Here is a 23,974-nt window from a genome sequence, read left to right on the forward strand (position 1 = left end):
TCACGGCTTGCGCGCGACCCCCCCGTGGACATCGGTGGTCTCGATGTCCGTCTCGGAGGGGGCCGGGCGCCACAGTGGACACGACACGATACCGGGCTCGATCAGCTCCAGGCCCTCGTAGAAGCGGCTGATCTGCTCGACGCTGCGCAGCACGTACGGCACGGCGCCGGTGTCGTCGTAGCCCTGCTGGGCCTGCTTGAGCGCCTGGTCGGTGTCGGTGCTGTCGTAGTGCACGAAGTAGCTGCCGGACGGTAACGCGGCCTGGAGCCGCCGCGCGATCGACACCGCCTCGTCGTAGTCCTGGATGTGGCCGAGGATGCCCATCAGCATCAGGGCGATGGGCCGGTCGAAGTCGAGCGTCTTCGACGCGGCCTCCAGGATCCGCTCGGGCTCGTGCAGATCGGCGTCGATGTAGTCGGTCACCCCCTCGCGGGTGCTGGTGAGCAGCGCCTGGGCGTGCCGGAGCACCAGGGGGTCGTTGTCCACGTAGACGATGCGGGCCTCGGGCGCCACCCGCTGGGCCACCTGGTGGGTGTTGTCGTAGGTGGGCAGCCCGGTGCCGATGTCCAGGAACTGCCGGATCCCGCACTCGCCCGCCACATGGGTGACGGTGCGGATGAGGTACGCGCGCGAGGCGCGGGCCATGGTCTCGATGTTCGGGGCGACCTCCCGGTACTCGTCACCGGCGATCCGGTCGACCTCGTAGTTGTCCTTGCCTCCCATCCAGTAGTTCCAGATCCGCGCCGAATGCGGCACCGTGGTGTCGATCTTGGTCGGGGCCTGCCGGTGGGGGGTGGACGAGCCGTCTGTCATAGCGCCAGTCTCCTGCCGTGCGGATGCGATGCGTGGGGCACCAACTTAGGGCCGGTGCCGACGAGTTCAGCTCTGCTCGGCGAACGGCACGGGGGAGCGGATGCGCGGGAAGGGCCGGGCGAACGAGGCCACCGGGGGCTCCGCAGCCGCCTCGCCGTGGTCCGGATCCGGGTCCGGACCGCCGCCGGAGACCGGCCGCTCCTCGACGGTGAGGACCGGAGCGTGCTCGGCGAGGGTGGAAAAGGCGTGGTCATAGCCGGTGACCGCGGCGTCGATCTCCGCGAGGGCCGCCGCCGAGGCGCCGCGCGCGGCCAGCCGGTCCTCCAGTACGTGCACCGGGGCCGTCACATGGACGAAGGCGCCGTGGCGCTCGGCCACCGCCTCGGCGAAGTCGAACGCCTGAATCCACGTCACCCGGGAGTGGCCGCGGCGCAGTGGCCCGTAGACGAGCTCGCCGACCAGCCCGGCGTCGACCGCGAGGGCGCCGTCCTGCTGGAGGAGTTCGCGGTACGGCCGGACCGGGTCGACATGGGGGAGGTCGCGGGAGGCGCGGGTGACGGTGTAGCCGTGCCGGCGGGCGAGGCCGGCCAGCAGCGCGTCCCTGCCGACTCCGTCGCAGCCCTCGACGATCAGGGTGCGGTGCTGAGTCACCGCGTGGTCGAGGTTCATGACGGCATCCTGTCGGTCCCATGGGCTCTGCGCATCTGCAAGGGGGACGACACCGCCGCCCGCCACGGCGTCTTCAGTGTGCGTGGCGGGACGGCGGGGACGGGAGTGCGCTGCGGGGTTGTGCGGTTGTGTGGGCGTAGTGGTTTTCGGGGAGTTTCGGGGAACCGGCCGTGGGCGCCCCCTTTGGCGACAGGCCCTAGGAGATGACGACAGGCCCTAGGAGATGAGGAAGTCCGCTTTGCCGGCCTTCGCCGCCTCCAGGAAGGACGCCACCTCCGAGCGGGTGTAGATCAGCGCGGGCCCGGCCGGGTCGGTGGACTGGCGCAGCGCGATCCGCCCGTCCGGCAGTCGCTTGGCCTCGATGCAGGTGCCGCCGTTGGACCCGCTCCAGGGCTTCTCCCAGCCCTCCGTGCCCAGGTCCGTGGCCGGCATTCCGCTGTAGACGGGGTCATGCATCTCAGTGCTCCTTTACGCAGTTCGGCCAGGATGGTGCTGGAGTCGCCGATCGGCTCGGCCTGGACCGCCATCCGGTCCAGGACCTCGAGATAGGCGACGACTTCGGCCGGCTTGTCCACATAGACCGCCCCGGTGAGGCTCTCGGTGTAGACGACGTCCGGCAGTTCGGAGAATCCGAAGCGGAAGTAGTGGAAGGGGCCGAAGGCCCCGGGGTGCGGCCCCGCCGCGAACCGCATGATCTGCAGCCTGACCTTGGGGACGTCCAAGGTGTCGATGAGGTGGTCGATCTGGTCGCGCATCACCCGTGAGCCGCCGACCGGACGGTGCAGCACCGTCTCGTCGAGGATGGCCCAGATGGTCGGCGCGTCCGGCTTGGTGAGCAGGCCCTGGCGCTTGACCCGCAGGGCGATCCGGCGCTCCAGCTCCTCCTCGGTGTCCCGAGGGAAGCCCATGCGTAGTACCGCTCGTGCGTAGTCCTCCGTCTGGAGCAGCCCGGGGACGTAGTGGGGCTCGTACGCGCGAATGACGGTGGCCTCACTTTCGAGGCTGACGTAAACACTGAACCAGTCCGGAAGCACATCGCGGAACTGATGCCACCAGCCGGGCTGGTTGGCCTCGCGCGCCAGAGCGAGGAAATTCTCCATCTCCGGGCCGCGGACGCCGTAGTTCCGCAGCAGCTCCTTCAGATACGGAATCTTGAGGCCGACTTCCGCCTTTTCCATCCTGCGCACGGTCAACGGGGTGACCTCGATGGCTTTCGCGGCTTCCTCGAACGACACCCGCGCCCGCTCGCGCAGATGCCGCAGACGCTTGCCCAGGACTCTCCGTAAGACAGTGGGGGCGGCGCCGGCCGGCCGTGCCTCGCTCACGTCCCGCCTCCCGTAGGAATGGCTGTCATATGCCTGCACAGTGTGCCACGCGACGAATGACACAGACAGAGCGAGCGAAGCTCTCTGAAATTATCAGAACGAAGGTTGCGAGGTGACGGCCTCGCCACGCATAGTGAGCACGTGACCCATCTCACCCTCTATGGCGAGGGCTCCCAACTACCCATGTCCACAACGTCGTTGAGGCCCCCGGCGGACCGGTGGGCGGCGAGCGACGGGGATCCCGCAGACCGCCGTGGCTCGAAACGGGGACGGTCACGGTGACGCATCAGACACAGCCGGTGAGCGGGCGCCAAGGCGCCGTGGCCAACAGCGCGTTGGCCGCCGCTCTGAAGGAATCCGGGTGCTCCTACGCCTCATTGGCCCTGCGGGTCAATGAACTGGGCCGTAGGCAGGGGCGCGAGTCGAACTACGACAAGGCGTCCGTCACCCGCTGGCTGCAAGGCGGACAGCCGCGCGGCACCACGCCGGAGCTGATCGCCGCCGTGCTCTCCCACCGGCTCGGCAGGCCCGTGGGCCCCGCCGAGCTGGGGTTCATCTCCGACCGACAGCGCCCGGTCGTGGCCCGGGCGCTGGCCTACCGGGAGGACGTAGCAGAAACCTTGCACACGCTCGCCGAACTCGGCTCCACCGACATATCCCGCCGCAGCCTGCTGGGTGCGGTGCCCTTCGTCGCCGGCGCGCTGGTGACCCCACAGCGCGAATGGCTGCTGTGGCTGGTCGAGAACCAGGACACCGCCCGGCTCGCACCCGCGGCCGAAGGCGGCCGCGTCGAACAGGTCCACGCGGCGATCAACATGTTCGACGAGATGGACAATCGCTTCGGCGGCGGCCAGGTCCGCGCCAGCATCGTGCTCTATCTGTCGACCGAGGTCGTCCCCATGCTCCAGCAGCGCGGCGCGCCTCCGCAGGAGCGGCGCCAGCTGTTCACCGCCGCCGCCAAGCTGGCCGCGATGGCCGGCTGGAGCAGCTACGACAACGCCGAATACGGCTTGGCCCAGCGCTATATGACCCAGGCGCTGCGGCTGTGCGCCGAGGGCGGCGACCGGGTCCTGGGCGGTCAGATCCTGGCCGGCCTGTCCCATCTGGCGACCAACCTGGGCCAGCCCGAGGCGGGGGTCGAGTTGGCCCGGGTCGGTGTCGCCACCGCCAAGCACGCCGGAAGCCCGCTCGGGCTGATGCGGCTGCACGCCATGGCCGCCCGTGGCTACGCCGCACTGGACCAGCCCCGGGAGGCGTCCAAGTCGCTGCGCGCGGCCGACGCCCAGCTGGAGGCCAGCCAGGGCCCCGAGCAGGAGTCGCCCTGGGTGCGCTTCCTCGACCACCACTATCTGGCCGCCGAGGCGGCGCTGTGCTTCCGCGACCTGGGGAACGCCACGGACGCCGAGCACGCCGCCACCGAATCCGTGCGTGCCAACGCCGACCGGCGTCGGCGCCAGGCCATCAGCAGATCCGTGCTGGCCACGGCCTACCTCCAGCAGAACCGGCTGGACGAGGCCGTGGGCACCGCGGGCGAGGCACTCGACACGCTCAGCGGGGTGCACAGCGAGCGCTCGATCCAGGCGCTGCGCGACTTCCGCACCCGGCTGCGGCCGCACCGCGGAGAGCCCATGGTCAGGGAGTTCGAGCAGCGCTCCCGGACCGTGCTCGGCATGGCCGCCTGAGGCATCCGGCCTCGGGGCCTCGCCCCGCCGGTGCCTGGAGTGAAGTCTCCGGCCGCTCCACGTGGGCGGCCGGTGGCGTGTCCGGAGCGCCTCCGCTCGGGGGAGCGCCGGGGGGTCAATAGCCTCCCGGCGTGGGGGCGTTCTGGGCTCGGTCCACGGGCAGATGCGCACCGGAGACCCCGCTCGAGGCGTCCGAGAGCAGGAACGCCACGACTTGGGCGACCTCCCGCGGGGTGACCAGTTCACCGCGCGGCAGCTCGGCCGTGAACCGGGCGTACGCCTCGGGCTCTTCGGTGCGCATCCGGTCCCACCGCTTCCCGGGGATCAGCATGGACCCCGGGGAGACGGCGTTCACCCGGATCCCGTCCGGGCCCAGCTCACGGGCGAGTGAGGCCGCCAGATGGATCTGGGCGGCCTTGGCGGCCCCGTACTGCGCCTGCGGCCCCGGCTTCCAGCCGGAGATGGAGGCGATCACCACCACGGAGCCGCCGCCCGCCCGGCGCAGATGCGGCACCGCGGCCTTCACCAGCCGGGCCGTATGACCGACATTCATCTCCCAGGTCAGCGACCAGTCCTGGGGACCGGCGTCCTCGATGCCGCGGCCGCGGGCGCCACCGGCGCAGGCCACCACGCCGTCAAGGCCGCTGAAACGTTCCGCCGCCGCATCCACGAACCGCTCCAGCAGCTCCGGCTCGGTGACGTCCAGCGCACGGGTGAACGGCTCCCCGTGCCCCTCGGCGCTCAGGGACGCCGTGAGGGACCGCAGGTGCTCCGGGGTGCGCGCACACGTGGCCAACCGGGCCCCGCCGGCGGCCAGGAGCCGTACGATCTGTTCCCCCAGCCCCCGGGAGCCCCCGGTCACCAGGACCCGCTTGCCGTCCACACCGGACCGTTCCCCCGAGCCGGGCCGCCCCTCGCGGCCCTCGCTCACGCTTGCCACGTCCGGACCGTACAGCCCGAACCACTACGCCCGTACAACCGGACAACCCCCATGCCCTCTCGCCCACCGGCCGGTCCAACCGTTTGTCTACTGAACGGCGACCGATGGCGCTTTGCGCTGCCTTCGAAGGAGGAACCATGCCGGTAACCGGCACTCACCGCGACCGGGCCCTCTCCGTCCGTGGCAGCTGGTCCAGGCGGGTCGGGTGGGGCGTGCGCACCACCTGTCACCAGCCCAGATGCCACGCCGTCGGTCGCCAGAATGCGCTTACCCGCTCACCGGAACATCAATCACCCCATGTGCCCGTATGCCACCAGAGCCCACAGACCGATGAGGACCGTGAGGACCGAGACCGTGAGCCGACCCTGTCCAGGACTGTCGCACCGGCCGGCGTCGGCCGATGAGGAGGGCGAGACCATGGGCGCGAGCCGAGGCGTCGCGGTCTCCGCGGACCGCCCGCGAACCGATCCGGTTACCGGGCGGGCCGCCGCGCCGAGAACCGCGCCGGGCGACGGCCCGGCCGCCGCGGCGAGTCCCGTCCCCCGCTCCGGAGGGGAGAGGACGGTGATCCCGCTGGACACCCGCCGGCTCTTCCGGGCGGAGTTCCCCGCCCTCCCCGACCGCGCCGCCGCGGTGCGCCGGATGGTCGCCGGACATCTGCGCGACTGGCGGCTCGGCGCGGTCGTGGACCATGTCGTCCTCGCCACCAACGAACTGTTCGCCAACGCCGTGGAGCACGGCAGCTCCGGCCCCGCCGACACCGTCACCATCACCGTCTCGCTGGAACGCTTCGGCCGTGAGCTGCGGGTGGAGGTGGCCGACGGCTCGCCCGTGGTCCCGGTCGCCCGCAACCCGGAGCCCACCGAGGAGTCCGGACGGGGGCTGGCCATCGTCGAGGACCTGGCGGCCGACTGGGGCACCGAACCGCCCGATCCCGGAGTCCGGGGGAAGAAGGTGTGGTTCACCCTGCCGCTGGTGGCCACCTCATGAACACGGGAGCGCGGGGGGAGCGCCGGATGCGGGTCACGGTGGAGACCGACGCGGCCGAATGGCTGCTGGCCGCGAGCGACGACCCCGGGCGGGTGCGGCTCCAGTGGGCCAGCGGCACCGGCCTCGCCGATCTGCCGGTGGGCCCGGTCTTCGACCTGGTGCGGATGTGCGACGACATCGGCAACGCGGTGATCCAGGCGCTGCGGCGGCGCGATGCGGCGGGGCCGGTGATGCTGGCCACCGCCAGCCATGTGCTCTCCTTCCTCGTGCCGCCCGGATCCGCGGCCGAGTGGAAGGTCTGGCTGGCCGGGACGGCGTACGCCCGCCGCCGCACGGTGGCCGCGGCGGGGCCGGGCCGGGTGCTGCGCTGCCCCAGGCCCGGCTGCGTACGGCAGGGCCATGTCTGGCTGATCCGACCCGGCGGCCCCCTCACCGACAGCCACACCCTGCGCGCCGCCCTCCAGGAGGCCACCGACCGCCCCGGCCTCCCGGGCGTGCTGTTCCGCTAAGCGCTCCGCTGGAAGTGCCGCGAGGTGCGGTCGTTCCTCCGTGGCCGCGTCGTGGCTGGTGGCGCCCGCGCGGCGGAGCCGCACGTCGACACAGCCCCGCGCCCCTTCGGGGCGCACCGAACCGCAGCCGACTTCCGCCGATCCGCCCAGGGTCTGTCGTCGAGGCAGACGGTCATGGGGGCGAACGCCGCCCCGGCGAGCGTGCCGGAGAGCACCAGCTGTGTGGTCGCCGTGGCCGTCACCAGACCGGCCACGGCGAACGCGGTGAGCACGACCATGGCCCCCATCGGCCACCGTTGCCCATGACGGTCCACCAGCCTGCCCCGGAACGGTGCCGTCACCGTGCCTCCCACGCTCCAGGCCCCGGCCACGACCCCCGCGTCCAGGAACGAGCCCGACGAGCCGTGCCCGAGCAGGACGGTGGCCAGGGGGAAGACGTCGTTGGCCGTCTGCGGCGCCGTTTCGCGCCTTCGGCGCATTTGAGCATGGGGGCGGCTGGTGGGGGGCGCGGGCCGCGTCGCCGGCCGCCGGGCCGGTGGGAGGTCGGGCCCGGTGGCGGCTTCCGTAGTCGGGAGCTTGGGCCGACGCCGGACAACTCCGCCGGGGGTGGGGTACCCCCCTTGAGATTGCTTGACTTATTAGTTGCGCCAGATCAAGTGTTTTTGAGAGGGGTACCCGGAGGGGCCAGGCCCGCAGTCCGGATCGACCCCGACCCGAGAGCCCGGATGCCGCCACTCGCCCCGCCCCCACCGGCCCGGCGGCCGGCGACGCCGCCCCCGCCCCGGCACCCCCGACCCATGCTCAATTGCGCCGAAGGCGCGAGACGGCGCCGCGCCCAACCGACGACCGCTACAGGCGGATTCGGGCCCAGCCCGTTTTGCCGACGATGCGCTCCCGGACGCCCGACCAGGGCCGCACGTCGTAACTTTCCGCGTTCATCCTCCCGCTGTCAGTGCAGGCCGCTACCTTCACCAGTAACAGAGCGTCAACTGCGGCGACCGGCAACTCTGGTCGAACGCGGGCTGATTGGCGTTGAGAGTTGTTGAGGGGGTGGCCCGCGTGGCCCAGTCGAAGAAGAAGGACTCCGCTCCGCCGACCGTGCAGTACTTCGCCGCTGTCCTGCGGCTTCTGCGCGAGCGGGCGGGTTTCACCCAGGACGAGTTGGGTGCGCTGATGAATTACACCGGGTCGGCGGTGAGCGCCGTGGAGACGTGCGCCAAGCCGCCGACCGACGAGTTCATCGACGCGGCCGAGAAGGCACTGGACGCGGGCGGGTTGCTTCGTTCTGCGATCAAGTATCTGCGGCTTGAGCGCTACCCGGTGTACTTCCAGGGCTTCGTTCAGCTGGAGCAGGAGGCGGTGGCTGTCTCGTCGTACTGCACACAGGTCATCGACGGTCTGCTGCAAACGAAGGACTACGCCCGCGCGTTGCTCAAGAGCAACTACCCACCATTCGAGCCGGAGGAGCTGGAGCAGCTGGTCGAGGCCCGCATGGACCGCAAGGCGCTGCTCACCCGCAAGCCCATGGCGCTGATCCACACGATTCTCGAAGAGGCCGCACTGCGGCGAAGGATCGGTGGCGCGGAGGTAATGCGGGCCCAGCTCAGGCACCTCATCGAGTGCGCCCAGCTACCGAACGTGACGATCCAGGTTATGTCGTTGACTCACGCCGAACACGCTGGCCTTCGCGGGCCGTTTACAGTACTCGAGACTGCCGACCAGACTGCCCTCGTCTACATGGAGAGCAACGGCAAAAGCACCCTCACTGCCAAGCCAGAGGAAGTGGGGGAGCTGTCGCGCCGCTATGCCATGATCAGGACGCAGGCTCTCGGGCCGAAGGAATCCGTGAGCTTCATCGAGCAGTTGATGGGTGATCTATGAGCGACTTGATGTGGTTCAAAAGCAGCTACAGCGATTCCGGCGGCGGCCAGTGCATAGAGGTCGCCTACGACTGGCACAAGTCCAGCTACAGCGACGCGGGCGGCGGCGACTGCGTCGAGGTCGCCACCACCCCCACCACCGTCCACATACGGGACTCCAAGAACCCCGACGGTCCCCGCCTCCACATAGCCGCCACCGCCTGGGCGGACTTCCTGGCCTTCGCCGCCCGCTGAGCCCGGCCGCTCCGGGGCGTCCGGCGGGTCTTTCCCCTCCCTGCCCCCGGACCGGGGTCTAGGCCGCCGACGGCGGGGCGAACGCCGCGCGGTGCGCCTCGGCGAAGGCGCGGAAGGAGCGGGGAGGGCGCCCGGTGACCCGCTCGACGGTGTCCGTCGTACGGTCCTCCGCGCCGTGCCGGATGTCCTCGTCGAGCCCGGCGAGGAACGCGGCGAACTCCGGCGGCAGCCCTGTCGCCCTCAGCCTCTCGACCAACTCCCCGGTCTCCACCGCGACATGGCGGACCGGCCGCCCGGAGACCTCCGCCACGATGCGCGCCGCCTCCCGGTAACCGAGCGCCTCCGGGCCGGTGATGACGTGGTCCGTGTTGTGCGGACGGTCGTCCAGCAGGGCCCGGGTGGCGACGGCGGCGATGTCCGCCGCGTCGACGAAGGCCACCCTGCCGTCGCCGGTGGCGGTGACGATCTCGCCGTCGCCGCGGATGGCCTGGGCCACCGGATGGTCACCGGTGAAGTTCTGCATGAACCACGAGGGCCGCAGCACCGCCCACTCGGGCACGGTCCGCCGCACCAGCGCGTGTAGCGCGCCGAGGCCGGTGTCCGCCTCGTCCACCGCGGACGAGCTCAGCAGCACCGCCCGCCGTACGCCCTGGGCGACCGCGGCCTTAAGGAACGGCTCGACCACGGGCAGCGGCTCGGCCACCCCCAGGGGCGCGACGAGATAGAGCCGGTCCACGCCGCGCAGCGCCGCCGCGTGGCCGTCCGGGTCGTGCCAGTCGAACCGGACGGCGTCGGTCACGCCCGCCGCGGCCGCGGCCTCGGGCCGCCGGGTGGCGGCCAGCGCCCGCGCGCCCTCCGCGCGCACCATCCGCAGCACCTCGGAGCCGGTGTTCCCGGTGGCGCCGAGGACCAGAACGGTGGGTTCAGCCATGGGTCCGGCCCTCCTCGACGCCGAAGCTGATCCCGTCGAGCATCAGCGGATTCCAGTAGTCACGGTACGAGGCGATCTCGCCGTCGCGGACGGTGATGACGGCCACGTAACCGGGGCGGATCGGGCGGCCGGTGCCGACGGCCACGGCGTCCATCGAGAACTCCACGATCAGCACGTCGGGATCCTCGGTGAGATGGACGACCTCGTGCGCGACGGCGCGCAGGTCGATGTGGTCGGGGTAGTCCCGCACGTACTCACGCACGGCCTCACGCCCCTCCAGCAGGCGCGGCCGGCCGGGCGGGGCGAAGGGGAACTCCATGGTGCCGTCCACGGCCCACAGATCCGCGAATCCCATCATGTCGTGGTCGAGCAGCAGTTCCTTCGCCCGCTCGAACACCTTGACGCGGTCGTCCATGACCGTACCTCTCCTCAATCGATAGGACGGGACGGTGCCGTCCCGTCCGTACAGCATAGGACGAGACGGTACCGTCCCGTCCATCTGTTAACCTCGGAGCCATGTCGGAGCCCACCCGGCGCCCTCCGAGCGGCGCCGCCACCCTGCGCGCGGACAAGACCGCGGCCATCTCCGAAGCCGTCCTCGACGAGCTCGCCGAGCAGGGCTACGGCCGGTTGTCGATGGAGGCGGTGGCCAAACGGGCCGGGGTGGGCAAGAGCGCCCTGTACCGGCGGTGGCCCTCCAAGCAGCGGATGGTCATCGCGGTCGTGTCCGAGCTGAGCGTCGCCCTGGTCGAGCCGCCCGACACCGGGTCCCTGCGCGGCGATGTGCTGGCCGGGCTGCGCGCGGTGGCCGACTGGCTGACCCATCCGCGGTTCTCCCGGATCATGCCGGACCTGATCGCCGAGGCGCAGCGCGACGAGGAGCTGAGCCAGGCCCTCGCCCGCTGCATCGGCGAGCCGCGGCGCGCCCGGATGGCCGGTGCGCTGGACCGGGCGGTCGAGCGCGGTGAGCTGCCGCCGGACCTCGACCGCGAGCTGGCGCTCGATCTGCTCGGCGGGCTGGTCTACTGGCGGGTCTCGGCCCGTGGGGCGCCCCTGGAGCCGGGCTACTTCGAGCGCGCCGCGGATATGGCGCTGCGGGCCCTGGACGCCCGGCCGCGCGGGGCCTGACGGCCGCGGCGCCCGCCGGGCGGGTGCGGGCGCCTCCTCCGGATGGGGCCGGAGAACAGGGCATGGCGGGGCGCGGCCCCCCATCATCGCTTAGAGGGCCGGGCCCTCCAGGCGACGAGCGAAGGTGAGCCGCCGCACGTCCTCGACCCAAGGAGCCCCCATGTCCATCGGCCTCTCCGTTCATATCGGACTCAATCAGGTCGACCCCGCCGCGTACGACGGCTGGAGCGGTGAGCTGGGCGCCTGCGAGCAGGACGCCGTGGACATGGCCGGGCTCGCCGACGCCGCGGGCTTCGATGTGACCGGCCCGCTGCTGAGCCCGGCCGCCACCGCGGAGACGGTCACCGCCACCCTGGAGGCCGCGGCCGGGCGGCTGGCCGAGGGGGACATCCTCTTCCTCACCTACTCCGGCCATGGCGGTCAGGTGCCTGACCTGAACCACGACGAGACCGGCGACCGTCTCGACGAGACATGGGTGCTGTACGACCGGCAGCTGGTCGACGACGAACTCTTCGAGCTGTTCGGGAAGTTCGCCAGGGGGGTGCGGATCTGGCTGCTCTCCGACAGCTGCCACAGCGGCACCGTGGCCCGGCGGCTGCCCGAGATGCTCAGCCCCCAGGAGCTCGACCGGCGCTTCAGCACCGCCGACCCCCAGGAGGTCGGCCGCAGGATCCGGGCCATGCCCCAGTCGGTGCAGGCCGCCGTCTACCGGCGCGACCGCGAAGCCTACGACCGGATCCAGAACACCCGTACCGCCAAGGACCTCGCCAAGATCGACGCCAGTGTGCTGCAGATCTCCGGCTGCCAGGACAACCAGACCTCGGCCGACGGGATCGTCAACGGGCTGTTCACCGGTACCCTGCTGGAGGTCTGGCGGGGCGGTGCCTTCGCGGGCAGCTACCGCGGGCTGCACCGGGAGATCGTCAAGCGGATGCCGCCCGACCAGACGCCCAACCTCTTCCAGGCGGGCGCGCCGAACTCCGCCTTCGTCCGGCAGCGGCCCTTCACCATCTGAACCGGGATCTGGGACCGTGCCCATGTCATATCCGTGTGCGGTCGCCCGCCGGGCGAGGTATGACAGTAGGAGGGCACGGCGAGCCGGTGAGGTGCCGGTATGACGACGCATGACCGTGTGGACCAGGAGGGGCAGGCGGCAATCAGCAGCATGGCGACCGGCCCGGGAGGGGTGCTCGACCTGCTGCGGGTCGCCGCCGTGGCCCTGGACGTCGAGGGGCGGATCGCCCTCTGGAGCCCCGAGGCTGAACAACTGTTCGGTTACCGGGCGGCCGAGGCGCTGGGGCGGCGCGCGGACAAGCTGCTGGTCCACCCGCGGGACCGCCGGGCGGCCGTGGAGCTCTTCGCACGGGTGAGGGCGGGCGACACCTGGGCCGGTGTCTTCCCGGTCCGCCGCCCGGACGGCTCCACCCTCAAGGTGGAGTTCCGCACCATGGGCCTGCGCGACGCCCACGGCGAGGGCTACGCCCTCGGGCTGGCCGCCGACGAGGGGACCGTACGGCGGCTGGAGACCGATCTGGCCGTCTCCGGCTTCCTGATCAAACAGTCGCCCGTGGGGCTCGCGGTGTTCGACACCGAGCTGCGCTGGCTGCGCGCCAACCCGGCCCTGCAGCAGATGAACTCGATCACCGAACCCCAGGTGCGCGGCCGCCGCCTCGGGGAGGTGCTGCCGGGGCTCGACGTCGCGGCCATAGAGGGCGCGATGCGGCATGTGCTGGAGTCCGGTGAGCCGCTGCTGGACCAGCAGAGCGTCGGCCGGACCCCCGCCGACCCCGACCACGACCACGCCTGGTCGGAGTCGTACTACCGGCTCGAGGACCCCAGCGGCCGGATCCTGGGCATCGCCGTCTCCATCATGGACATCTCCCGGCGCCACCGGGAGACCAGCGAGATCGCCGAGGCGCGCGAGCGGCTGACCATGATCGCCGACGCGAGCGTCCGCATCGGCACCACGCTGGACCTGCGCCAGACCGCCCAGGAACTCGCCGATGTGACCGTGCCCCGGCTCGCCGACCTCGCGGCCGTCGACGTCCTGGACTCCGTGGTGCACCGCGAGGCCACGCCCCGGGTGTGGACCGACGGCTCCGCCCGCTTCCGGGCGCTCGCCGTCGCCGCCGGATACCCCACCGACGCCGTCCACGCGGCGGACCCGGTCGGGGAGATCGCCCGCTACGACCCCACCCGGCTGATCACCCGGTGCGTCCGCGAGGCCCGCCCGCTGCTGGTGCCGCACGTGACCGAGAAGGACGTACGGCGGATCGCCCGGGACGACGACGCCGCCATGGTGCTGCTGCGCGAGGGCGTGCACTCCTACATCGCCGCCCCGCTGATCGCCCGCGGCAGTGTGCTCGGCACCCTCAGCCTGCACCGCACCATCAACCCCAAGCCGTTCGACGAGGAGGACCTCACCCTCGCCTGCGAACTGGCCATCCGCGCCGCCCTGTGCATCGACAACGCCCGGCTCTACGCCCGCGAACGCGACGCCGCGCTCACCCTCCAGCGCAGCCTGCTCTCCCAGCAGCCGCGCGATCTGGACGGCCTGGAGATCGCCTCCCGGTATCTGCCCGCGGTCAGCGCCGCGGGCGGCGACTGGTTCGATGTGCTGCCCCTCCCGGACGGGAACGTCGGGCTGGTGGTCGGCGATGTCATGGGCAAGGGCATCCACGCCGCGGCGATCATGGGCCAGCTGCGCACCGCCACCCGGGCCTTCTCCCGGCTCGGACTGCCCCCGGCCCAGGTGCTGTGCCACCTCGACGAGATCACGCCCAGCCTGGGGGAGTCCATCGCCACCTGCCTCTACGCGGTCTGCGATCCGCGCACCGGGCGGTGCGAGATGTCCACCGCCGGGCATCTGCCGCCGGTGCTGGTGCACCCCGGCGGCGACGCCGAGCTCATCGACCTCCCCACCGGCGCCCCGCTCGGCGTCGGCGGCGTGCCCTTCGCCTCGGTGGAGCGGGAGCTGGCCGAGGGCGCGCTGCTGGCCCTGTTCACCGACGGCCTGGTGGAGAAGCGCCACCAGTCCCTCGACGTGGGGCTGCACACCCTGGTCCAGTTGCTGCGCCGCCACCAGGGCCCGCTGGAGCGGATCTGCGACCAGGTGCTGGCCGCGCTGCACGGTGCGCCGGACGACGACGTGGCCCTGTTGCTGGCCCGGCTGCGCCGCCCTGGCCTGCCGGAGAAGTCCGTGGTTACCGTGGAGAGTGGCTGAAGAAGGGCCGATCCGTCACGCACTCCGTCGATGAGATGACGTCCCCATGGCTCAGCTCGCCCGCCGCTCCGGCGTATTGATCACTCTGGTGGCCCTCGCCCTGGGGCCCACGGCCTCCCTCGCCGGTGGAGCGGAGCCGATCCCCAGGCCCACCCCCAAGGTCGCCGTCATCGGCACCGGGGGCACCATCGCGGGCGTCAGCAGGACGAAGGTGTCCTTCGACGACTACCAGGCGGGCAAGCTCCCGGTGTCCCGGCTGGTGAACGACCTCAGACCCGAGGTGAACCGGATCGCCGACGTGACCACCCAGCAGTTCGGCAACAAGGACTCCAACGACTACACGATCCCCGAGTACCGCCGGCTCACCGCCGCCGTGGACCACGCCCTGAGGTTCAACGACGGGGTGGTGGTCACCACCGGCACCGACACCATGGAGGAGTTCGCGTACTGGCTGGACCTGACCGTCCGCAGCGACAAGCCCGTGGTGCTCACCGGCGCCATGCGGCCCTGGACAGTGATCGGCTCCGACGCCCCGGCCAACCTCTACAACGCCATCCACCTCGCCGCCAGCGGCCGGACCACCTGCTTCGGCACCGTGGTGATGCTCAACGACCAGATCCACGCCGCCCGCGAGGTGCGCAAGTCCGACACCCTGCGGCTGAACGCCTTCAGCAGTGGCAGCAGCGGAGAGCTCGGCGTCATCGACCAGAACCACATCCGCATCGACCGCGCGCCCGCCCGGGTCGAGCAGTGCGGCAAGCCCGGCTGGAAGACCCCGTTCGACCTCGACCGGATCGCCCGGCGGCCGCTGCCGAAGGTCGACATCGCCTACAGCTACCAGGGCGCCGGACCCCAGGCCATCAAGGCGTTCGCCGACGCCGGGGCCGCCGGGATCGTCACGGCGGGCACCGGGGCGGGCGGTCTCTCCCCGGCCATGACCGAGGCCCGGGACGACGCCGTCAAGAACGGGGTGGTCATGGTCTCGGCCTCCCGCACCGGCTCCGGCGCGGTCTACGACCCCGATGTGCGCGGCGTCATCGGCGCCCAGGACCTGACCCCGCAGAAGGCCCGGCTACTGCTGCTCCTCTCGCTCGCCACCACCCACAACGAACACCGGATCCAGAGTTGGTTCCACACCTTGGGCACCGGCCAGTTCACGGCTCGCCGCTAGGGGGTCTCCGACGGGTTCTGACGCCTGCGGCGGGCCACGCGGCGGAGCCGCATATCGATGCTTCCCCCTCCCCGCTACCAGGGGCTTCCGCCCCTGGACCCCGCGCCCTTCGGGCGTGTCCTCAATCTCCCCCAGCTACCGCTGGGAGGTACCCCCTGACGGGCTGAAATCAGCCCCTCCGGCGTTTGAGGAGCGGGGTCTGGGGCGGAGCCCCAGTGTCGGGAAGGGGCGGGGAGGGGACTGATCCGCCGGACGCCGCCTAGTGGCGAGACGCGCTGCCCCGGAACGTGGCGCGGTAGGCGCTCGGTGACACCCCGAGGGCGGTGTGCAGATGCTGCCGCAGCGAGGCGGCGGTGCCGAAGCCCGCGTCCGCCGCGATCCGGTCCACCGGCAGATCGCTCTCCTCCAGCAGCTGCCGGGCGCGCTCCAGGCGCCGCTGGGTCAGCCACTGCACCGGGGTCATCCCCACCTCGTCCCGGAACCTCCGGGAGAAGGTCCGTACGCTCATCGACTCCCGCTCGGCCAGCTCCCGCAGGGTCAGCGGACGGTCGAGCCGGGTCAGCGCCCAGGCGCGGGCCGCGCCCGTGGAGCCGCCGCGCCGCTCCGGCACCGGCCGCCGGATGAACTGCGCCTGGCCGCCGTCGCGATGCGGGGCCACCACCGAGGCGCGGGCCACCTCGCCCGCCACCGCCGCGCCGTGGTCGCGGCGGATGATGTGGAGGATCAGATCGATACCGGCGGCGTCCCCGGCCGAGGTCAGCACCTCGCCCTCGTCCGCGTAGAGGACGTCCGGGTCGAGCGCGACGGCCGGGAACAGCTCCCGGAACCGGTCGGCCTCCTGCCAGTGGGTGGTCGCCCGGCGCCCGTCCAGCAGCCCCGCGGCCGCCAGCACGAACGCCCCCGTGCAGATCGAGGCGATCCGGGCGCCGGGGCGGATCCGGGCGAAGGCGCCGGTGAGCTCGGCACCCAGCCGGCCCTCGGTCTGTGGCGCGTCCGGTTCGTTGGCGGCCGGGACGAGCACGGTGTCGGCCTCGGCCAGCGCCTCCGGGCCGTGCGCGACGTTCATCGTGACGTCGGAGTCCGTACGCATCTCACCGGGGACCAGTGCGCAGGTCACCACCTCGTACAGCGGCTCGCCGTCGGCCGATACGGCCCGGCCGAACAGCCGGTGCGCGATGCCCAGCTCGAACGGCAGCAGCCCGTGGCGGACCAGCACCGCCACCCGATGGCGGCCGGGGTGGGTGAAGACGGACATGGCGCGATTCTCGCAGACGCGCCGATCCGGCCATCACTTCTTGGCGCGGCTGGGCTGGACCCGCTTCGGCTCGCCCTTCATCTTCGGATGCTCCGGCGGATACGGGAGGTCGCCCAGACCGTGCTCCCGCTCGTCCCGCGCGGCCAGCTCCAGCGCGGCCTCCAGGCGGAAGGCGTGCTCGTCCATGTCCGCGTGCACATCGCCCAGCTCGCGGTAGCGCACCGGCATGGTGACCAGGTCGAAGTCGCGCGGCCGGGCGTCGGGGACCTCCTCCCAGCGCAGCGGCGCGGAGACCGGGGCCTGGGGGCGGGGGCGCACCGAATAGGCGCTGGCGATGGTGCGGTCGCGGGCGGTCTGGTTGTAGTCCACGAAGATCTTCTCGCCGCGCTCCTCCTTCCACCACTTGGTGGTCACCCGCTCCGGAGCCCGCCGCTCCAGCTCCCGGGCGATCGCGATCGCGGACCGCCGCACCTGGGTGAAGGTCCACTCCGGCGCGATCGGGACGAAGACGTGCAGCCCCCGGCCGCCCGAGGTCTTGGGCCATCCGCGCAACCCCAGCTCGTCCAGCACCTGGCGCAGCTCTCCCGCGGCCCGCACCGCGTCCTGATAGTCGGTGCCCGGCTGAGGGTCGAGGTCGATCCGCAGCTCGTCGGGGTGTTCGGTGTCCCCGCGCCGCACCGGCCACGGATGGAAGGTCAGGCTGCCCAGATTGGCCGCCCACACCACGGCGGCCGTCTCGGTGGGGCAGATCTCGTCCGCGTGCCGCCCGCTGGGGAAGGAGATCCGGCCGGTCGGAATCCACTCCGGGAGGTTCTTCGGGGCCCGTTTCTGGAAGAACGACTCCCCGTCCACCCCGTCCGGATAGCGCTCCAGCGTCGTCGGCCGGTCCCGCAGCGCCCGCAGCGCGCCCTCGCCGACCGCGAGGTAGTAGCGGGCGAGGTCCAGCTTGGTGAACCCGCGCTCCGGGAAGTACACCTTCCCGGGGTTGGTCACCCGCACCGTGCGACCGCCGACCGTGAGCTCCACCGACTCTCCCATACGGACACGCTAGGCCCGCCCGCCCGGGGCCGCCTCCCGGCGGGCGCCAGGCCCGCCACAGGGGCACAATCGGACATCATGGACCTTCCGGTGATGCCTCCCGTCGAGCCGATGCTGGCCAAGGCCGTGGCCACCATCCCGCCCGGGATGGTCTACGAGGGCAAATGGGACGGCTTCCGGGCCATCGTCTTCCGCGACGGGGACGAGATCGAGCTCGGCAGCCGCACCACCAAGCCGCTCACCCGCTACTTCCCCGAACTGGCCGAGGCGCTGCGCGCCAACCTCCCGCCGCGCTGCGTCCTGGACGGCGAGATCGTCATCGTGCGGGAGGGGCGGCTGGACTTCGACGCCCTCCTGGAGCGGATCCACCCCGCCGACTCCCGGGTGCGGATGCTGGCGGAGCACACCCCGGCCAGCTTCGTCGCCTTCGACCTCCTCGCCCTCGGCGACGCCTCGCTGCTGGAGACCCCGCAGAGCGAGCGCCGCGCGGCGCTCACCGAGGCGCTGCGCCACGCCGAGGACCCGGTGCACCTGGCCCCCTGCACCGACGATCTCGAGGTGGCCCGGCAGTGGTTCGAGAGTTACGAGGGGGCGGGGCTCGACGGCGTGGTGGCCAAGAGCCCCGACCTGCGCTACCGCCCCGGCGAGCGGGTGATGGTCAAGGTCAAGCACGAGCGCACCGCCGACTGTGTGGTGGCCGGCTACCGCGTCCACAAGTCCGGCCAGGGCATCGGCTCCCTGCTGCTCGGCCTGTACGACGACACCGGCCGCCTCCAGCACGTGGGCGTCAGCGCCGCCTTCTCCGCGCGCCGCCGCCAGGAGCTGCTGGCCGAGCTGGAGCCGCTGCGCATGGAGACCGTCGAGGGCCACCCGTGGGCCGACTGGGCGCGCGAGGAGGCCCACGCCCAGGGCCGGATGCCGGGCGCGCCCAGCCGCTGGACCGGGGTCAAGGACCTGTCGTGGGTGCCGCTGCGCCCGGAGCGGGTGTGCGAGGTGGCCTACGACCACATGCAGAGCCGCCGCTTCCGGCACACCGCGCGCTTCCGGCGCTGGCGGCCGGACCGGGAGCCCCCGCAGTGCACCTACGCCCAGCTGGAGGAGCCGGTCTCCTACGATCTGCGGCAGGTGCTGGGGTAGGCCCCGGGGCCGTAGCCACGCGTGACGCCTGCGGCGGGCTGCTCCCCTCCCCGCCCCTTCCCTCAACTGGGGCTCCGCCCCAGACCCCGCTCCTCAATCGCCGGAGGGGCTGATTTCAGAACAGCGCGCCGCAGGCGTCCCCCCAGCCGCTCAGCCGCTGTGCGTCAGCGGTTGCCGCCCCGGGCCGGGCGCTTGGCCATCCGTACGAACCAGTCGCGCGCCGCCTCGGCGGCCTGCTCCAGGGTGCCGGGCTCCTCGAAGAGGTGGCTCGCGCCGGGCACCACATGGATCTCCTGCGGGGCGGCGAGCATGGCGGCCGCCTGCTGGTTGAGCCGCAGCACTTCGTGGTCGTCGCCGCCCACGATCAGCAGCACCGGCGCCCGCACCCGGTTCAGCGCGCCGCCCGCCAGATCGGGCCGCCCGCCCCGGGAGACCACGGCCGCCACCCGCTCCGGCCGCTCCGCGGCGGCCGTCAGCGCCGCCGCCGCGCCCGTACTGGCGCCGAACAGCCCCACCGGCAGCCCGGAGGTGGCCGGGTGCCCGTCGAGCCAGTTCACCGCGGCCACCAGCCGCCGGCCCAGCAGCGGGATGTCGAAGCGCAGTTCGGCGGTGATCGCGTCCACCCGCTCCTCGGCCTCGGTGAGCAGATCGAACAGCAGGGTGGCCAGATCCGCGTCCTGCAGCACCCGGGCCACCGCGCGGTTGCGCGGGCTGTGCCGGGAGCTGCCGCTGCCGTGGGCGAACGCGACGACGCCGATGGGCTGCTCGGGAAGGGCCAGATCGCCCACGAGCATGGCGTCGTCCGCGGCGATACGGGCGGTCTCGGAGCGCATCGGCCACCTCCTGCCGGGGGTTGCGCGGGCTGGTGCTGCCGCCGGGCGACGGGACGGGCTGTCGCCGTTGCTGTCGCGTCGCTAGGCGTAGGCCATGAGCCCTTGCCGCAGCTCGCTGTAGAGCCGGGAGAGCCTGCGGGATATGTGCATTTGGGAGAAGCCCAGGATCTCACCGATCTGGCTCTGCGAAAGCCCCGCGAAGAACCTCAGATAGAGCACGTAGCGGTCCTGCTCCGACAGCTCGGCGATCAGCACCCGCAGCGCCTCGCGGTTGACGACGCGTTCGATCGCGGCGTCGTCCGCGCCCACCGTCTCGGCGAGCAGCCGCTCCTCGGCGCCCTGGACGGCGGCGTTGAGGGAGAGCGGGGTGCAGGAGGCGCTGGCCTCTAGACCGGCCCTCACGTCCTCCTGCGGCATACCGGTGCGCAGGCAGATCTCGTGGACGGTGGGGGTGCGCCCGCCGAGCTCCTGCTCCAGCGCGTCGCGCGCGGAGCGGGTGCGGGAGCGGACCTCCTGGATGTTGCGGGGGATGTGCAGCGTCCACAGATAGTCGCGGAAGTGGCGCTTGAGCTCACCCGTGATGACGGGGATCGCATAGGAGGGGAAGGCGTGGCCGAGGTCGGGGTCGTAGCGGTCGACGGCCTTCACCAGGGCCAGCGAGGCGACCTGGGTGAGGTCCTCCATGTTCTCGCCCTTGTTGCGGAAGCGCAGCGCCAGGCGTTTGGCGACGGGCAGCCAGGCGCAGATGATCGCCTCGCGCAGCGCGTCGCGTTCGGGCCCGGACGGGAGCCGGGACAGACGCAGGAAGGCACCGCCGGTGTCGGGAGTGTCGTCATGGCGTCGTTGGCGAGTCGCGGTTGCTGACATGGTCACTCGCCTCCGTGGTCCGATGTCACGGCGGTCGCCACCAGATTCGCATGGGCCCTAACACCTCGCAATTCGACCGAATTGGTGATGGTGTGGACACCTTTGGGTGGTATGCGGGTTACAGGTGCTTGGTTACGGTCGTGGCGGGGTATCGACACGGGATGAACGCACGCCTTCGTCTCGCCCAGCAGCCCGAGGCGGACGCCCTGCTCCAGCGCGACCCCCTGGCCCTGATGATCGGGATGCTGCTCGATCAGCAGGTGCCCATGGAGTGGGCGTTCTCCGGTCCGTACACCATCGCGCGGCGCCTGGGCAGGGACGAGCTGGACGCCCAGGAGATCGCCGCCCACGACCCCGAGGGGTTCGCCGCGCTGCTCTCGGAGAAGCCCGCCGTGCATCGCTACCCGGGCTCGATGGCGGGGCGCGTCCAGCAGCTGTGCCGGTATCTGGCCGAGACTTACGGGGGCGACCCGACCGCCCTGTGGCGGGATGTCTCCTCCGGACAGGAGCTGCTCCGGCGGCTCAACGAGCTGCCCGGCTTCGGCAAGCAGAAGGCGCAGATCTTCCTCGCGCTGCTGGGCAAGCGGATGGGGGTGCGGCCGGAGGGCTGGCGCGAGGCCGCCGGGGCGTACGGCGAGGAGGGCGCGTATCGCTCGGTGGCCGACATCACCGGGCCCGAGTCGCTGGACAAGGTCCGCGCCCACAAGCAGGAGCTCAAGCGGCAGGCGAAGCGGTGAGGGGTGCCCCGAAGGGGCGCGGGGCTGTGTCGATATGCGGCTCCGCCGCGCGGGCGCGACCAGCCACGACGGTGCGGCAGATGATCGACGGCAGCTCAGGGTACTTCCACTTCCATACTTCCGCACTTCCAGCGGAGCGCCTAGGCGGTGCCCAGTGAGTCCCGCAGGGTGTCCACGGCCAGGGTGAGCGCCGCCCGCGCGGCCCGGGTGTCGCGCAGCGCGTCCAGCATCAGGAAGTCATGGATGATCCCCTGCATCCGCAGGGCGGTGACCGGCACCCCGGCCTCCCGCAGCTTGGCCGCGTACGCCTCGCCCTCGTCGCGCAGCACATCCGCCTCGCCGGTGATGACGAGGGCCGGCGGCAGCCCCGCGAGCTGGTCGGGGGTGGCGCGCAGCGGGGAGGCGGTGATCTCGGAGCGCTGCGCCGGGTCGGCGGTGTACTGGTCCCAGAACCACTTCATCGCCTCACGGGTGAGGAAGTAGCCCTCGGCGAACTGCTCGTAGGAGCCGGTGTCGAAGGCGGCGTCGGTCACCGGGTAGAAGAGCACCTGCCGCACCAGCGGCAGATCGCCGCGCTCCTTGGCGAGCAGGGTGAGGGCGATGGCCATGTTGCCGCCCACCGAGTCCCCGGCCACCGCGATCCGGGAGGCGTCGAGCCCCGCGCCCTCGCCGTGCGCCACGATCCACTGGCCCACCGCGTAGCTCTGCTCCAGCGCCACCGGGTAGTGGGCCTCGGGGGAGAGGTCGTACTCGGGGAAGACGACCGCGGCGCCCACCCGGACCGCCAGCTCCCGGACCAGCCGGTCATGGGTGTGGGCGTTGCCGAACACCCAGCCCGCGCCGTGGATGTAGAGAATCGCCGGAAGGGTGCCGACGGCCTTCGGAGGGCGCACGATCCGCGCCCTGACGCCGCCCGCCGGGATGCCCCCGACGCTGATCCACTCCTCGTCCACCTCGGGTTTGGGCACCTCGCCCGACTGCACCTCGTCGAGCGTGCGACGGCCCTCGGCCGGGGTCACCTGGTACGGATACGGCGGTTTGGCGGTGGCCTCGGCGAACGCCGCGGCGGCGGGTTCGAGGACGGGACGGGCCGGAGCGGTGGTGGCCATCTGCTTCTCCTTTGCCGGTCCGGTTCCGTTCCGGTTCCGTCCGACGATCTCACCCCGGCCGCCGCGGTACCCACCGCTGTTACGCCACCCGGGCGCTCACCGACCCGGTGACGGTGACCTCACCGGGCCAAGGGGCTCACCGGGTCAAGGGGCCAGGCGCTGGTGAGGGGTCCGGGACCGGGTCCGGGCCCGGCGGCTTGGGCACCGGATCGGGGGACGGGTCCGGTGGGGGGCCGGGCGTGGGGTTCGGCGGCGGCTCGGGCGGAGGGGTGGGAATCGGGTCGGGCGGCGGACCCGGGGGCGGTCCGGGCACGGGGCCCGGCGCGGGACCCGGTTCGGGTCCGCCCGGACCGGGCGACGGGGTCGGAGACGGCGGCCCGGGTTCTCGCAGCGTCGGGTGGATGGGGGTCGGGTCGGTCTGCCGTGCCACGGTGTCCTCCAAAGCTCTTGGCTGGTGGCCACGTCACTTCCGGGGCGGGTGCCCCGGTCCCCTGGGGTATACGCATGGTCTCGGCGCCGAACGCGGGCGGGAAGCGGGGAGGGCGGGCGATCGTTCCTCCGCCCGGCGGGAGCGGCGTCGCCGGCATCGCCGTCGCCATGCGGCGTTTTCCAGATCCGGATCCCGGAAATCCAGATCATCGCTCACCCATATCCTACGTACGACGGGTGCGCGGATCGCGCATGGCGTCGACGGTGGGGATCACTCGCCCTCGACGACCGTGACCTCGACCCCCTGGGCGCGTAGTGCCCGGATCTCTTCCGGGTCCGCGTCGCCGTCGGTCACCAGGGTCCAGCCGGGCGGCAGCCGTACCCAGGTGTGGAAGGGGCGGCGGCCGATCTTCGCCGAGTGGGCCAGGACGTACACCGCCTCCGCCCGGCGGGCCATCAGCTCCTTCAGCCGGGTCTGGCGCAGGTCCGCCTCGCAGATGCCGTGTTCGGCCGTCACCCCGTCGGCGCCCAGGAAGACGCGGTCGAAGGTCATGCGCTCCAGGGCGGCCTCGGCGAGCGGGCCGAGGAAGCTCTGGCTCAGCGGGCGGAGCGTACCGCCGAGGCATTCCACCTGCACGGTCTCGACGTCGGCGAGCTCCTGCAGCGCGGTGAGCCCGGTCGTGGCGACCGTGAGTCCCTCGGCGGTGCGCAGCTCATGCGCGAGGGCGCCGACGGTCGACCCGGCGTCGAGCAGCACCGTCTCCCCGGCGCGCACCGTCGACGCCGCCCAGCGCGCGATGGCCCGTTTCGCCTCGAACGCCTCGCCCGTACGCTGACGCAGCGACGCCTCCGGGTGGGCCACCAGGGCCATCGCCCCGCCGTACGTCCGCGCCAGCCGACCGTCCGCGGTGAGCTGGGCGAGGTCGCGGCGGATGGTGGAGGCGGTGACCCCGAAGGTGCGGGACAGCTCCTCCACGCTGGTCAGACCCGTGGTCGTGGCCAGGTGGACGATCTGGTCGCGCCGGGCTCGGGCTCCGTTCACCGGCATGTCTTTCGCGTTCTTCACCGTGGGCT

General features: G+C 72.2%; 24 protein-coding genes and 1 pseudogene. 11 read left to right on the top strand and 14 right to left on the bottom strand.

Annotation, left to right across the window (positions count from 1 at the left end; all coding sequences use genetic code 11):
* The 4 genes and pseudogenes from IEJ02_RS25685 to IEJ02_RS25700 all read right to left on the bottom strand — a co-directional run.
* Entirely contained in the window at positions 1-813 is an 813-nt protein-coding gene (locus tag IEJ02_RS25685) for an SAM-dependent methyltransferase (RefSeq protein WP_191067035.1), read from the bottom strand.
* 66 nt (positions 814-879) lie between these two features.
* Positions 880-1,482, bottom strand: a complete 603-nt coding sequence (locus IEJ02_RS25690; RefSeq protein WP_191067036.1) for a hypothetical protein — start codon at positions 1,480-1,482, stop codon at positions 880-882.
* A 216-nt stretch (positions 1,483-1,698) separates the two neighbouring features.
* Positions 1,699-1,938, bottom strand: a complete 240-nt coding sequence (locus IEJ02_RS25695) for a DUF397 domain-containing protein (protein ID WP_137981258.1) — start codon at positions 1,936-1,938, stop codon at positions 1,699-1,701.
* 11 nt (positions 1,939-1,949) lie between these two features.
* Positions 1,950-2,807, bottom strand: a pseudogene (locus tag IEJ02_RS25700) (Sco1979 family transcriptional regulator); the annotation flags it as partial.
* A gap of 278 nt (positions 2,808-3,085) precedes the next feature.
* Here IEJ02_RS25700 and IEJ02_RS25705 point away from each other — a divergent pair.
* The gene (locus IEJ02_RS25705; RefSeq protein ID WP_191067037.1) at positions 3,086-4,489 is read left to right on the top strand and encodes an NsdA family TPR-like regulatory protein; all 1,404 of its coding nucleotides are present in this window, start codon (positions 3,086-3,088) and stop codon (positions 4,487-4,489) included.
* A 115-nt stretch (positions 4,490-4,604) separates the two neighbouring features.
* Here the strand turns inward: IEJ02_RS25705 and IEJ02_RS25710 are convergent, their stop codons facing one another.
* Positions 4,605-5,420, bottom strand: coding sequence for an SDR family NAD(P)-dependent oxidoreductase (locus IEJ02_RS25710; protein WP_191067089.1), 816 nt, complete (start codon positions 5,418-5,420; stop codon positions 4,605-4,607).
* A 426-nt stretch (positions 5,421-5,846) separates the two neighbouring features.
* Between IEJ02_RS25710 and IEJ02_RS25715 the strand changes: the two genes are divergently transcribed.
* The gene (locus IEJ02_RS25715; RefSeq protein ID WP_191067038.1) at positions 5,847-6,419 is read left to right on the top strand and encodes an ATP-binding protein; all 573 of its coding nucleotides are present in this window, start codon (positions 5,847-5,849) and stop codon (positions 6,417-6,419) included.
* Entirely contained in the window at positions 6,416-6,928 is a 513-nt protein-coding gene (locus IEJ02_RS25720) for a hypothetical protein (protein WP_191067039.1), read from the top strand. The genes IEJ02_RS25715 and IEJ02_RS25720 overlap by 4 nt, the downstream gene beginning before the upstream one ends.
* On the opposite strand, the gene IEJ02_RS25725 is transcribed toward IEJ02_RS25720, so the two are convergent.
* Complete coding sequence (locus IEJ02_RS25725; protein ID WP_191067040.1) at positions 6,925-7,407, bottom strand: MFS transporter; 483 nt, start codon at positions 7,405-7,407, stop codon at positions 6,925-6,927. The two genes, IEJ02_RS25720 and IEJ02_RS25725, sit on opposite strands and share 4 nt — an antisense overlap.
* Positions 7,408-7,987: 580 nt before the next feature.
* On the opposite strand from IEJ02_RS25725, the gene IEJ02_RS25730 reads away from it, so the two are divergent.
* Positions 7,988-8,809: a helix-turn-helix domain-containing protein gene (locus tag IEJ02_RS25730; RefSeq protein WP_191067041.1), complete on the top strand. Its 822-nt coding sequence runs from the start codon at positions 7,988-7,990 to the stop codon at positions 8,807-8,809.
* Entirely contained in the window at positions 8,806-9,042 is a 237-nt protein-coding gene (locus IEJ02_RS25735; RefSeq protein ID WP_191067042.1) for a DUF397 domain-containing protein, read from the top strand. Before IEJ02_RS25730 ends, IEJ02_RS25735 begins: the two co-directional genes overlap by 4 nt.
* A gap of 58 nt (positions 9,043-9,100) precedes the next feature.
* Here IEJ02_RS25735 and IEJ02_RS25740 read toward each other — a convergent pair whose 3' ends face one another.
* Together IEJ02_RS25740 and IEJ02_RS25745 are read right to left on the bottom strand one after the other, a co-directional pair.
* Entirely contained in the window at positions 9,101-9,973 is an 873-nt protein-coding gene (locus tag IEJ02_RS25740) for an NmrA family NAD(P)-binding protein (protein WP_191067043.1), read from the bottom strand.
* The gene (locus IEJ02_RS25745; protein ID WP_191067044.1) at positions 9,966-10,388 is read right to left on the bottom strand and encodes a nuclear transport factor 2 family protein; all 423 of its coding nucleotides are present in this window, start codon (positions 10,386-10,388) and stop codon (positions 9,966-9,968) included. The genes IEJ02_RS25740 and IEJ02_RS25745 overlap by 8 nt, the downstream gene beginning before the upstream one ends.
* A gap of 101 nt (positions 10,389-10,489) precedes the next feature.
* Here IEJ02_RS25745 and IEJ02_RS25750 point away from each other — a divergent pair, with 101 nt between their 5' ends.
* The 4 genes from IEJ02_RS25750 to IEJ02_RS25765 all read left to right on the top strand — a co-directional run bounded on the left by IEJ02_RS25750 (position 10,490) and on the right by IEJ02_RS25765 (position 15,495).
* Entirely contained in the window at positions 10,490-11,101 is a 612-nt protein-coding gene (locus IEJ02_RS25750) for a TetR/AcrR family transcriptional regulator (protein WP_137981266.1), read from the top strand.
* 160 nt (positions 11,102-11,261) lie between these two features.
* Positions 11,262-12,116, top strand: coding sequence for a caspase family protein (locus tag IEJ02_RS25755; RefSeq protein WP_191067045.1), 855 nt, complete (start codon positions 11,262-11,264; stop codon positions 12,114-12,116).
* Between the two features lie 99 nt (positions 12,117-12,215).
* Positions 12,216-14,324 (top strand): SpoIIE family protein phosphatase, encoded by a 2,109-nt coding sequence (locus tag IEJ02_RS25760; protein ID WP_223864409.1) that lies wholly within the window; start codon positions 12,216-12,218, stop codon positions 14,322-14,324.
* Positions 14,325-14,370: 46 nt separating this feature from the next.
* Entirely contained in the window at positions 14,371-15,495 is a 1,125-nt protein-coding gene (locus IEJ02_RS25765; protein ID WP_191067046.1) for an asparaginase, read from the top strand.
* 259 nt (positions 15,496-15,754) lie between these two features.
* Here the strand turns inward: IEJ02_RS25765 and IEJ02_RS25770 are convergent, their stop codons facing one another.
* Together IEJ02_RS25770 and ligD are read right to left on the bottom strand one after the other, a co-directional pair.
* Positions 15,755-16,750 carry a helix-turn-helix domain-containing protein gene (locus IEJ02_RS25770; protein WP_191067047.1) on the bottom strand — a complete coding sequence of 332 codons (996 nt, stop codon included), beginning with the start codon at positions 16,748-16,750 and terminating at the stop codon, positions 15,755-15,757.
* 33 nt (positions 16,751-16,783) lie between these two features.
* The gene (gene ligD, locus IEJ02_RS25775; RefSeq protein WP_191067048.1) at positions 16,784-17,788 is read right to left on the bottom strand and encodes a non-homologous end-joining DNA ligase; all 1,005 of its coding nucleotides are present in this window, start codon (positions 17,786-17,788) and stop codon (positions 16,784-16,786) included.
* A 78-nt stretch (positions 17,789-17,866) separates the two neighbouring features.
* Between ligD and IEJ02_RS25780 the strand changes: the two genes are divergently transcribed.
* Positions 17,867-18,925 carry an ATP-dependent DNA ligase gene (locus tag IEJ02_RS25780; protein WP_191067049.1) on the top strand — a complete coding sequence of 353 codons (1,059 nt, stop codon included), beginning with the start codon at positions 17,867-17,869 and terminating at the stop codon, positions 18,923-18,925.
* A gap of 164 nt (positions 18,926-19,089) precedes the next feature.
* Here the strand turns inward: IEJ02_RS25780 and IEJ02_RS25785 are convergent, their stop codons facing one another.
* Both IEJ02_RS25785 and IEJ02_RS25790 read right to left on the bottom strand, forming a co-directional pair.
* A complete protein-coding gene (locus IEJ02_RS25785) occupies positions 19,090-19,758 on the bottom strand; it encodes a dienelactone hydrolase family protein (RefSeq protein WP_191067050.1) in 669 nt (222 codons plus the stop codon).
* An 81-nt stretch (positions 19,759-19,839) separates the two neighbouring features.
* Positions 19,840-20,625: a SigB/SigF/SigG family RNA polymerase sigma factor gene (locus tag IEJ02_RS25790; RefSeq protein ID WP_137981269.1), complete on the bottom strand. Its 786-nt coding sequence runs from the start codon at positions 20,623-20,625 to the stop codon at positions 19,840-19,842.
* A 161-nt stretch (positions 20,626-20,786) separates the two neighbouring features.
* Here IEJ02_RS25790 and IEJ02_RS25795 point away from each other — a divergent pair, with 161 nt between their 5' ends.
* A complete protein-coding gene (locus IEJ02_RS25795) occupies positions 20,787-21,362 on the top strand; it encodes an HhH-GPD-type base excision DNA repair protein (protein WP_191067051.1) in 576 nt (191 codons plus the stop codon).
* A gap of 140 nt (positions 21,363-21,502) precedes the next feature.
* On the opposite strand, the gene IEJ02_RS25800 is transcribed toward IEJ02_RS25795, so the two are convergent.
* Positions 21,503-22,471: an alpha/beta hydrolase gene (locus IEJ02_RS25800; protein WP_191067052.1), complete on the bottom strand. Its 969-nt coding sequence runs from the start codon at positions 22,469-22,471 to the stop codon at positions 21,503-21,505.
* Between the two features lie 700 nt (positions 22,472-23,171).
* A complete protein-coding gene (locus IEJ02_RS25805) occupies positions 23,172-23,948 on the bottom strand; it encodes a DeoR/GlpR family DNA-binding transcription regulator (RefSeq protein WP_191067053.1) in 777 nt (258 codons plus the stop codon).
* Positions 23,949-23,974: the final 26 nt, after the last annotated feature.

The organism is Streptomyces sp. 5-10 (assembly GCF_014712245.1).
GTDB lineage: Bacteria > Actinomycetota > Actinomycetes > Streptomycetales > Streptomycetaceae > Streptomyces > Streptomyces violaceusniger.

Coding starts and splice junctions, on each gene's coding strand:
- IEJ02_RS25685 (WP_191067035.1), bottom strand. CDS start 813: ATGACAGACGGCTCGTCCACCCCCCACCGGCAGGCCCCGACCAAGATC.
- IEJ02_RS25690 (WP_191067036.1), bottom strand. CDS start 1,482: ATGAACCTCGACCACGCGGTGACTCAGCACCGCACCCTGATCGTCGAG.
- IEJ02_RS25695 (WP_137981258.1), bottom strand. CDS start 1,938: ATGCATGACCCCGTCTACAGCGGAATGCCGGCCACGGACCTGGGCACG.
- IEJ02_RS25715 (WP_191067038.1), top strand. CDS start 5,847: ATGGGCGCGAGCCGAGGCGTCGCGGTCTCCGCGGACCGCCCGCGAACC.
- IEJ02_RS25720 (WP_191067039.1), top strand. CDS start 6,416: ATGAACACGGGAGCGCGGGGGGAGCGCCGGATGCGGGTCACGGTGGAG.
- IEJ02_RS25725 (WP_191067040.1), bottom strand. CDS start 7,407: ATGCGCCGAAGGCGCGAAACGGCGCCGCAGACGGCCAACGACGTCTTC.
- IEJ02_RS25735 (WP_191067042.1), top strand. CDS start 8,806: ATGAGCGACTTGATGTGGTTCAAAAGCAGCTACAGCGATTCCGGCGGC.
- IEJ02_RS25740 (WP_191067043.1), bottom strand. CDS start 9,973: ATGGCTGAACCCACCGTTCTGGTCCTCGGCGCCACCGGGAACACCGGC.
- IEJ02_RS25745 (WP_191067044.1), bottom strand. CDS start 10,388: ATGGACGACCGCGTCAAGGTGTTCGAGCGGGCGAAGGAACTGCTGCTC.
- IEJ02_RS25750 (WP_137981266.1), top strand. CDS start 10,490: ATGTCGGAGCCCACCCGGCGCCCTCCGAGCGGCGCCGCCACCCTGCGC.
- IEJ02_RS25755 (WP_191067045.1), top strand. CDS start 11,262: ATGTCCATCGGCCTCTCCGTTCATATCGGACTCAATCAGGTCGACCCC.
- IEJ02_RS25760 (WP_223864409.1), top strand. CDS start 12,216: ATGACGACGCATGACCGTGTGGACCAGGAGGGGCAGGCGGCAATCAGC.
- IEJ02_RS25765 (WP_191067046.1), top strand. CDS start 14,371: ATGGCTCAGCTCGCCCGCCGCTCCGGCGTATTGATCACTCTGGTGGCC.
- IEJ02_RS25770 (WP_191067047.1), bottom strand. CDS start 16,750: ATGTCCGTCTTCACCCACCCCGGCCGCCATCGGGTGGCGGTGCTGGTC.
- ligD (WP_191067048.1), bottom strand. CDS start 17,788: ATGGGAGAGTCGGTGGAGCTCACGGTCGGCGGTCGCACGGTGCGGGTG.
- IEJ02_RS25780 (WP_191067049.1), top strand. CDS start 17,867: ATGGACCTTCCGGTGATGCCTCCCGTCGAGCCGATGCTGGCCAAGGCC.
- IEJ02_RS25785 (WP_191067050.1), bottom strand. CDS start 19,758: ATGCGCTCCGAGACCGCCCGTATCGCCGCGGACGACGCCATGCTCGTG.
- IEJ02_RS25790 (WP_137981269.1), bottom strand. CDS start 20,625: ATGTCAGCAACCGCGACTCGCCAACGACGCCATGACGACACTCCCGAC.
- IEJ02_RS25795 (WP_191067051.1), top strand. CDS start 20,787: ATGAACGCACGCCTTCGTCTCGCCCAGCAGCCCGAGGCGGACGCCCTG.
- IEJ02_RS25800 (WP_191067052.1), bottom strand. CDS start 22,471: ATGGCCACCACCGCTCCGGCCCGTCCCGTCCTCGAACCCGCCGCCGCG.
- IEJ02_RS25805 (WP_191067053.1), bottom strand. CDS start 23,948: ATGCCGGTGAACGGAGCCCGAGCCCGGCGCGACCAGATCGTCCACCTG.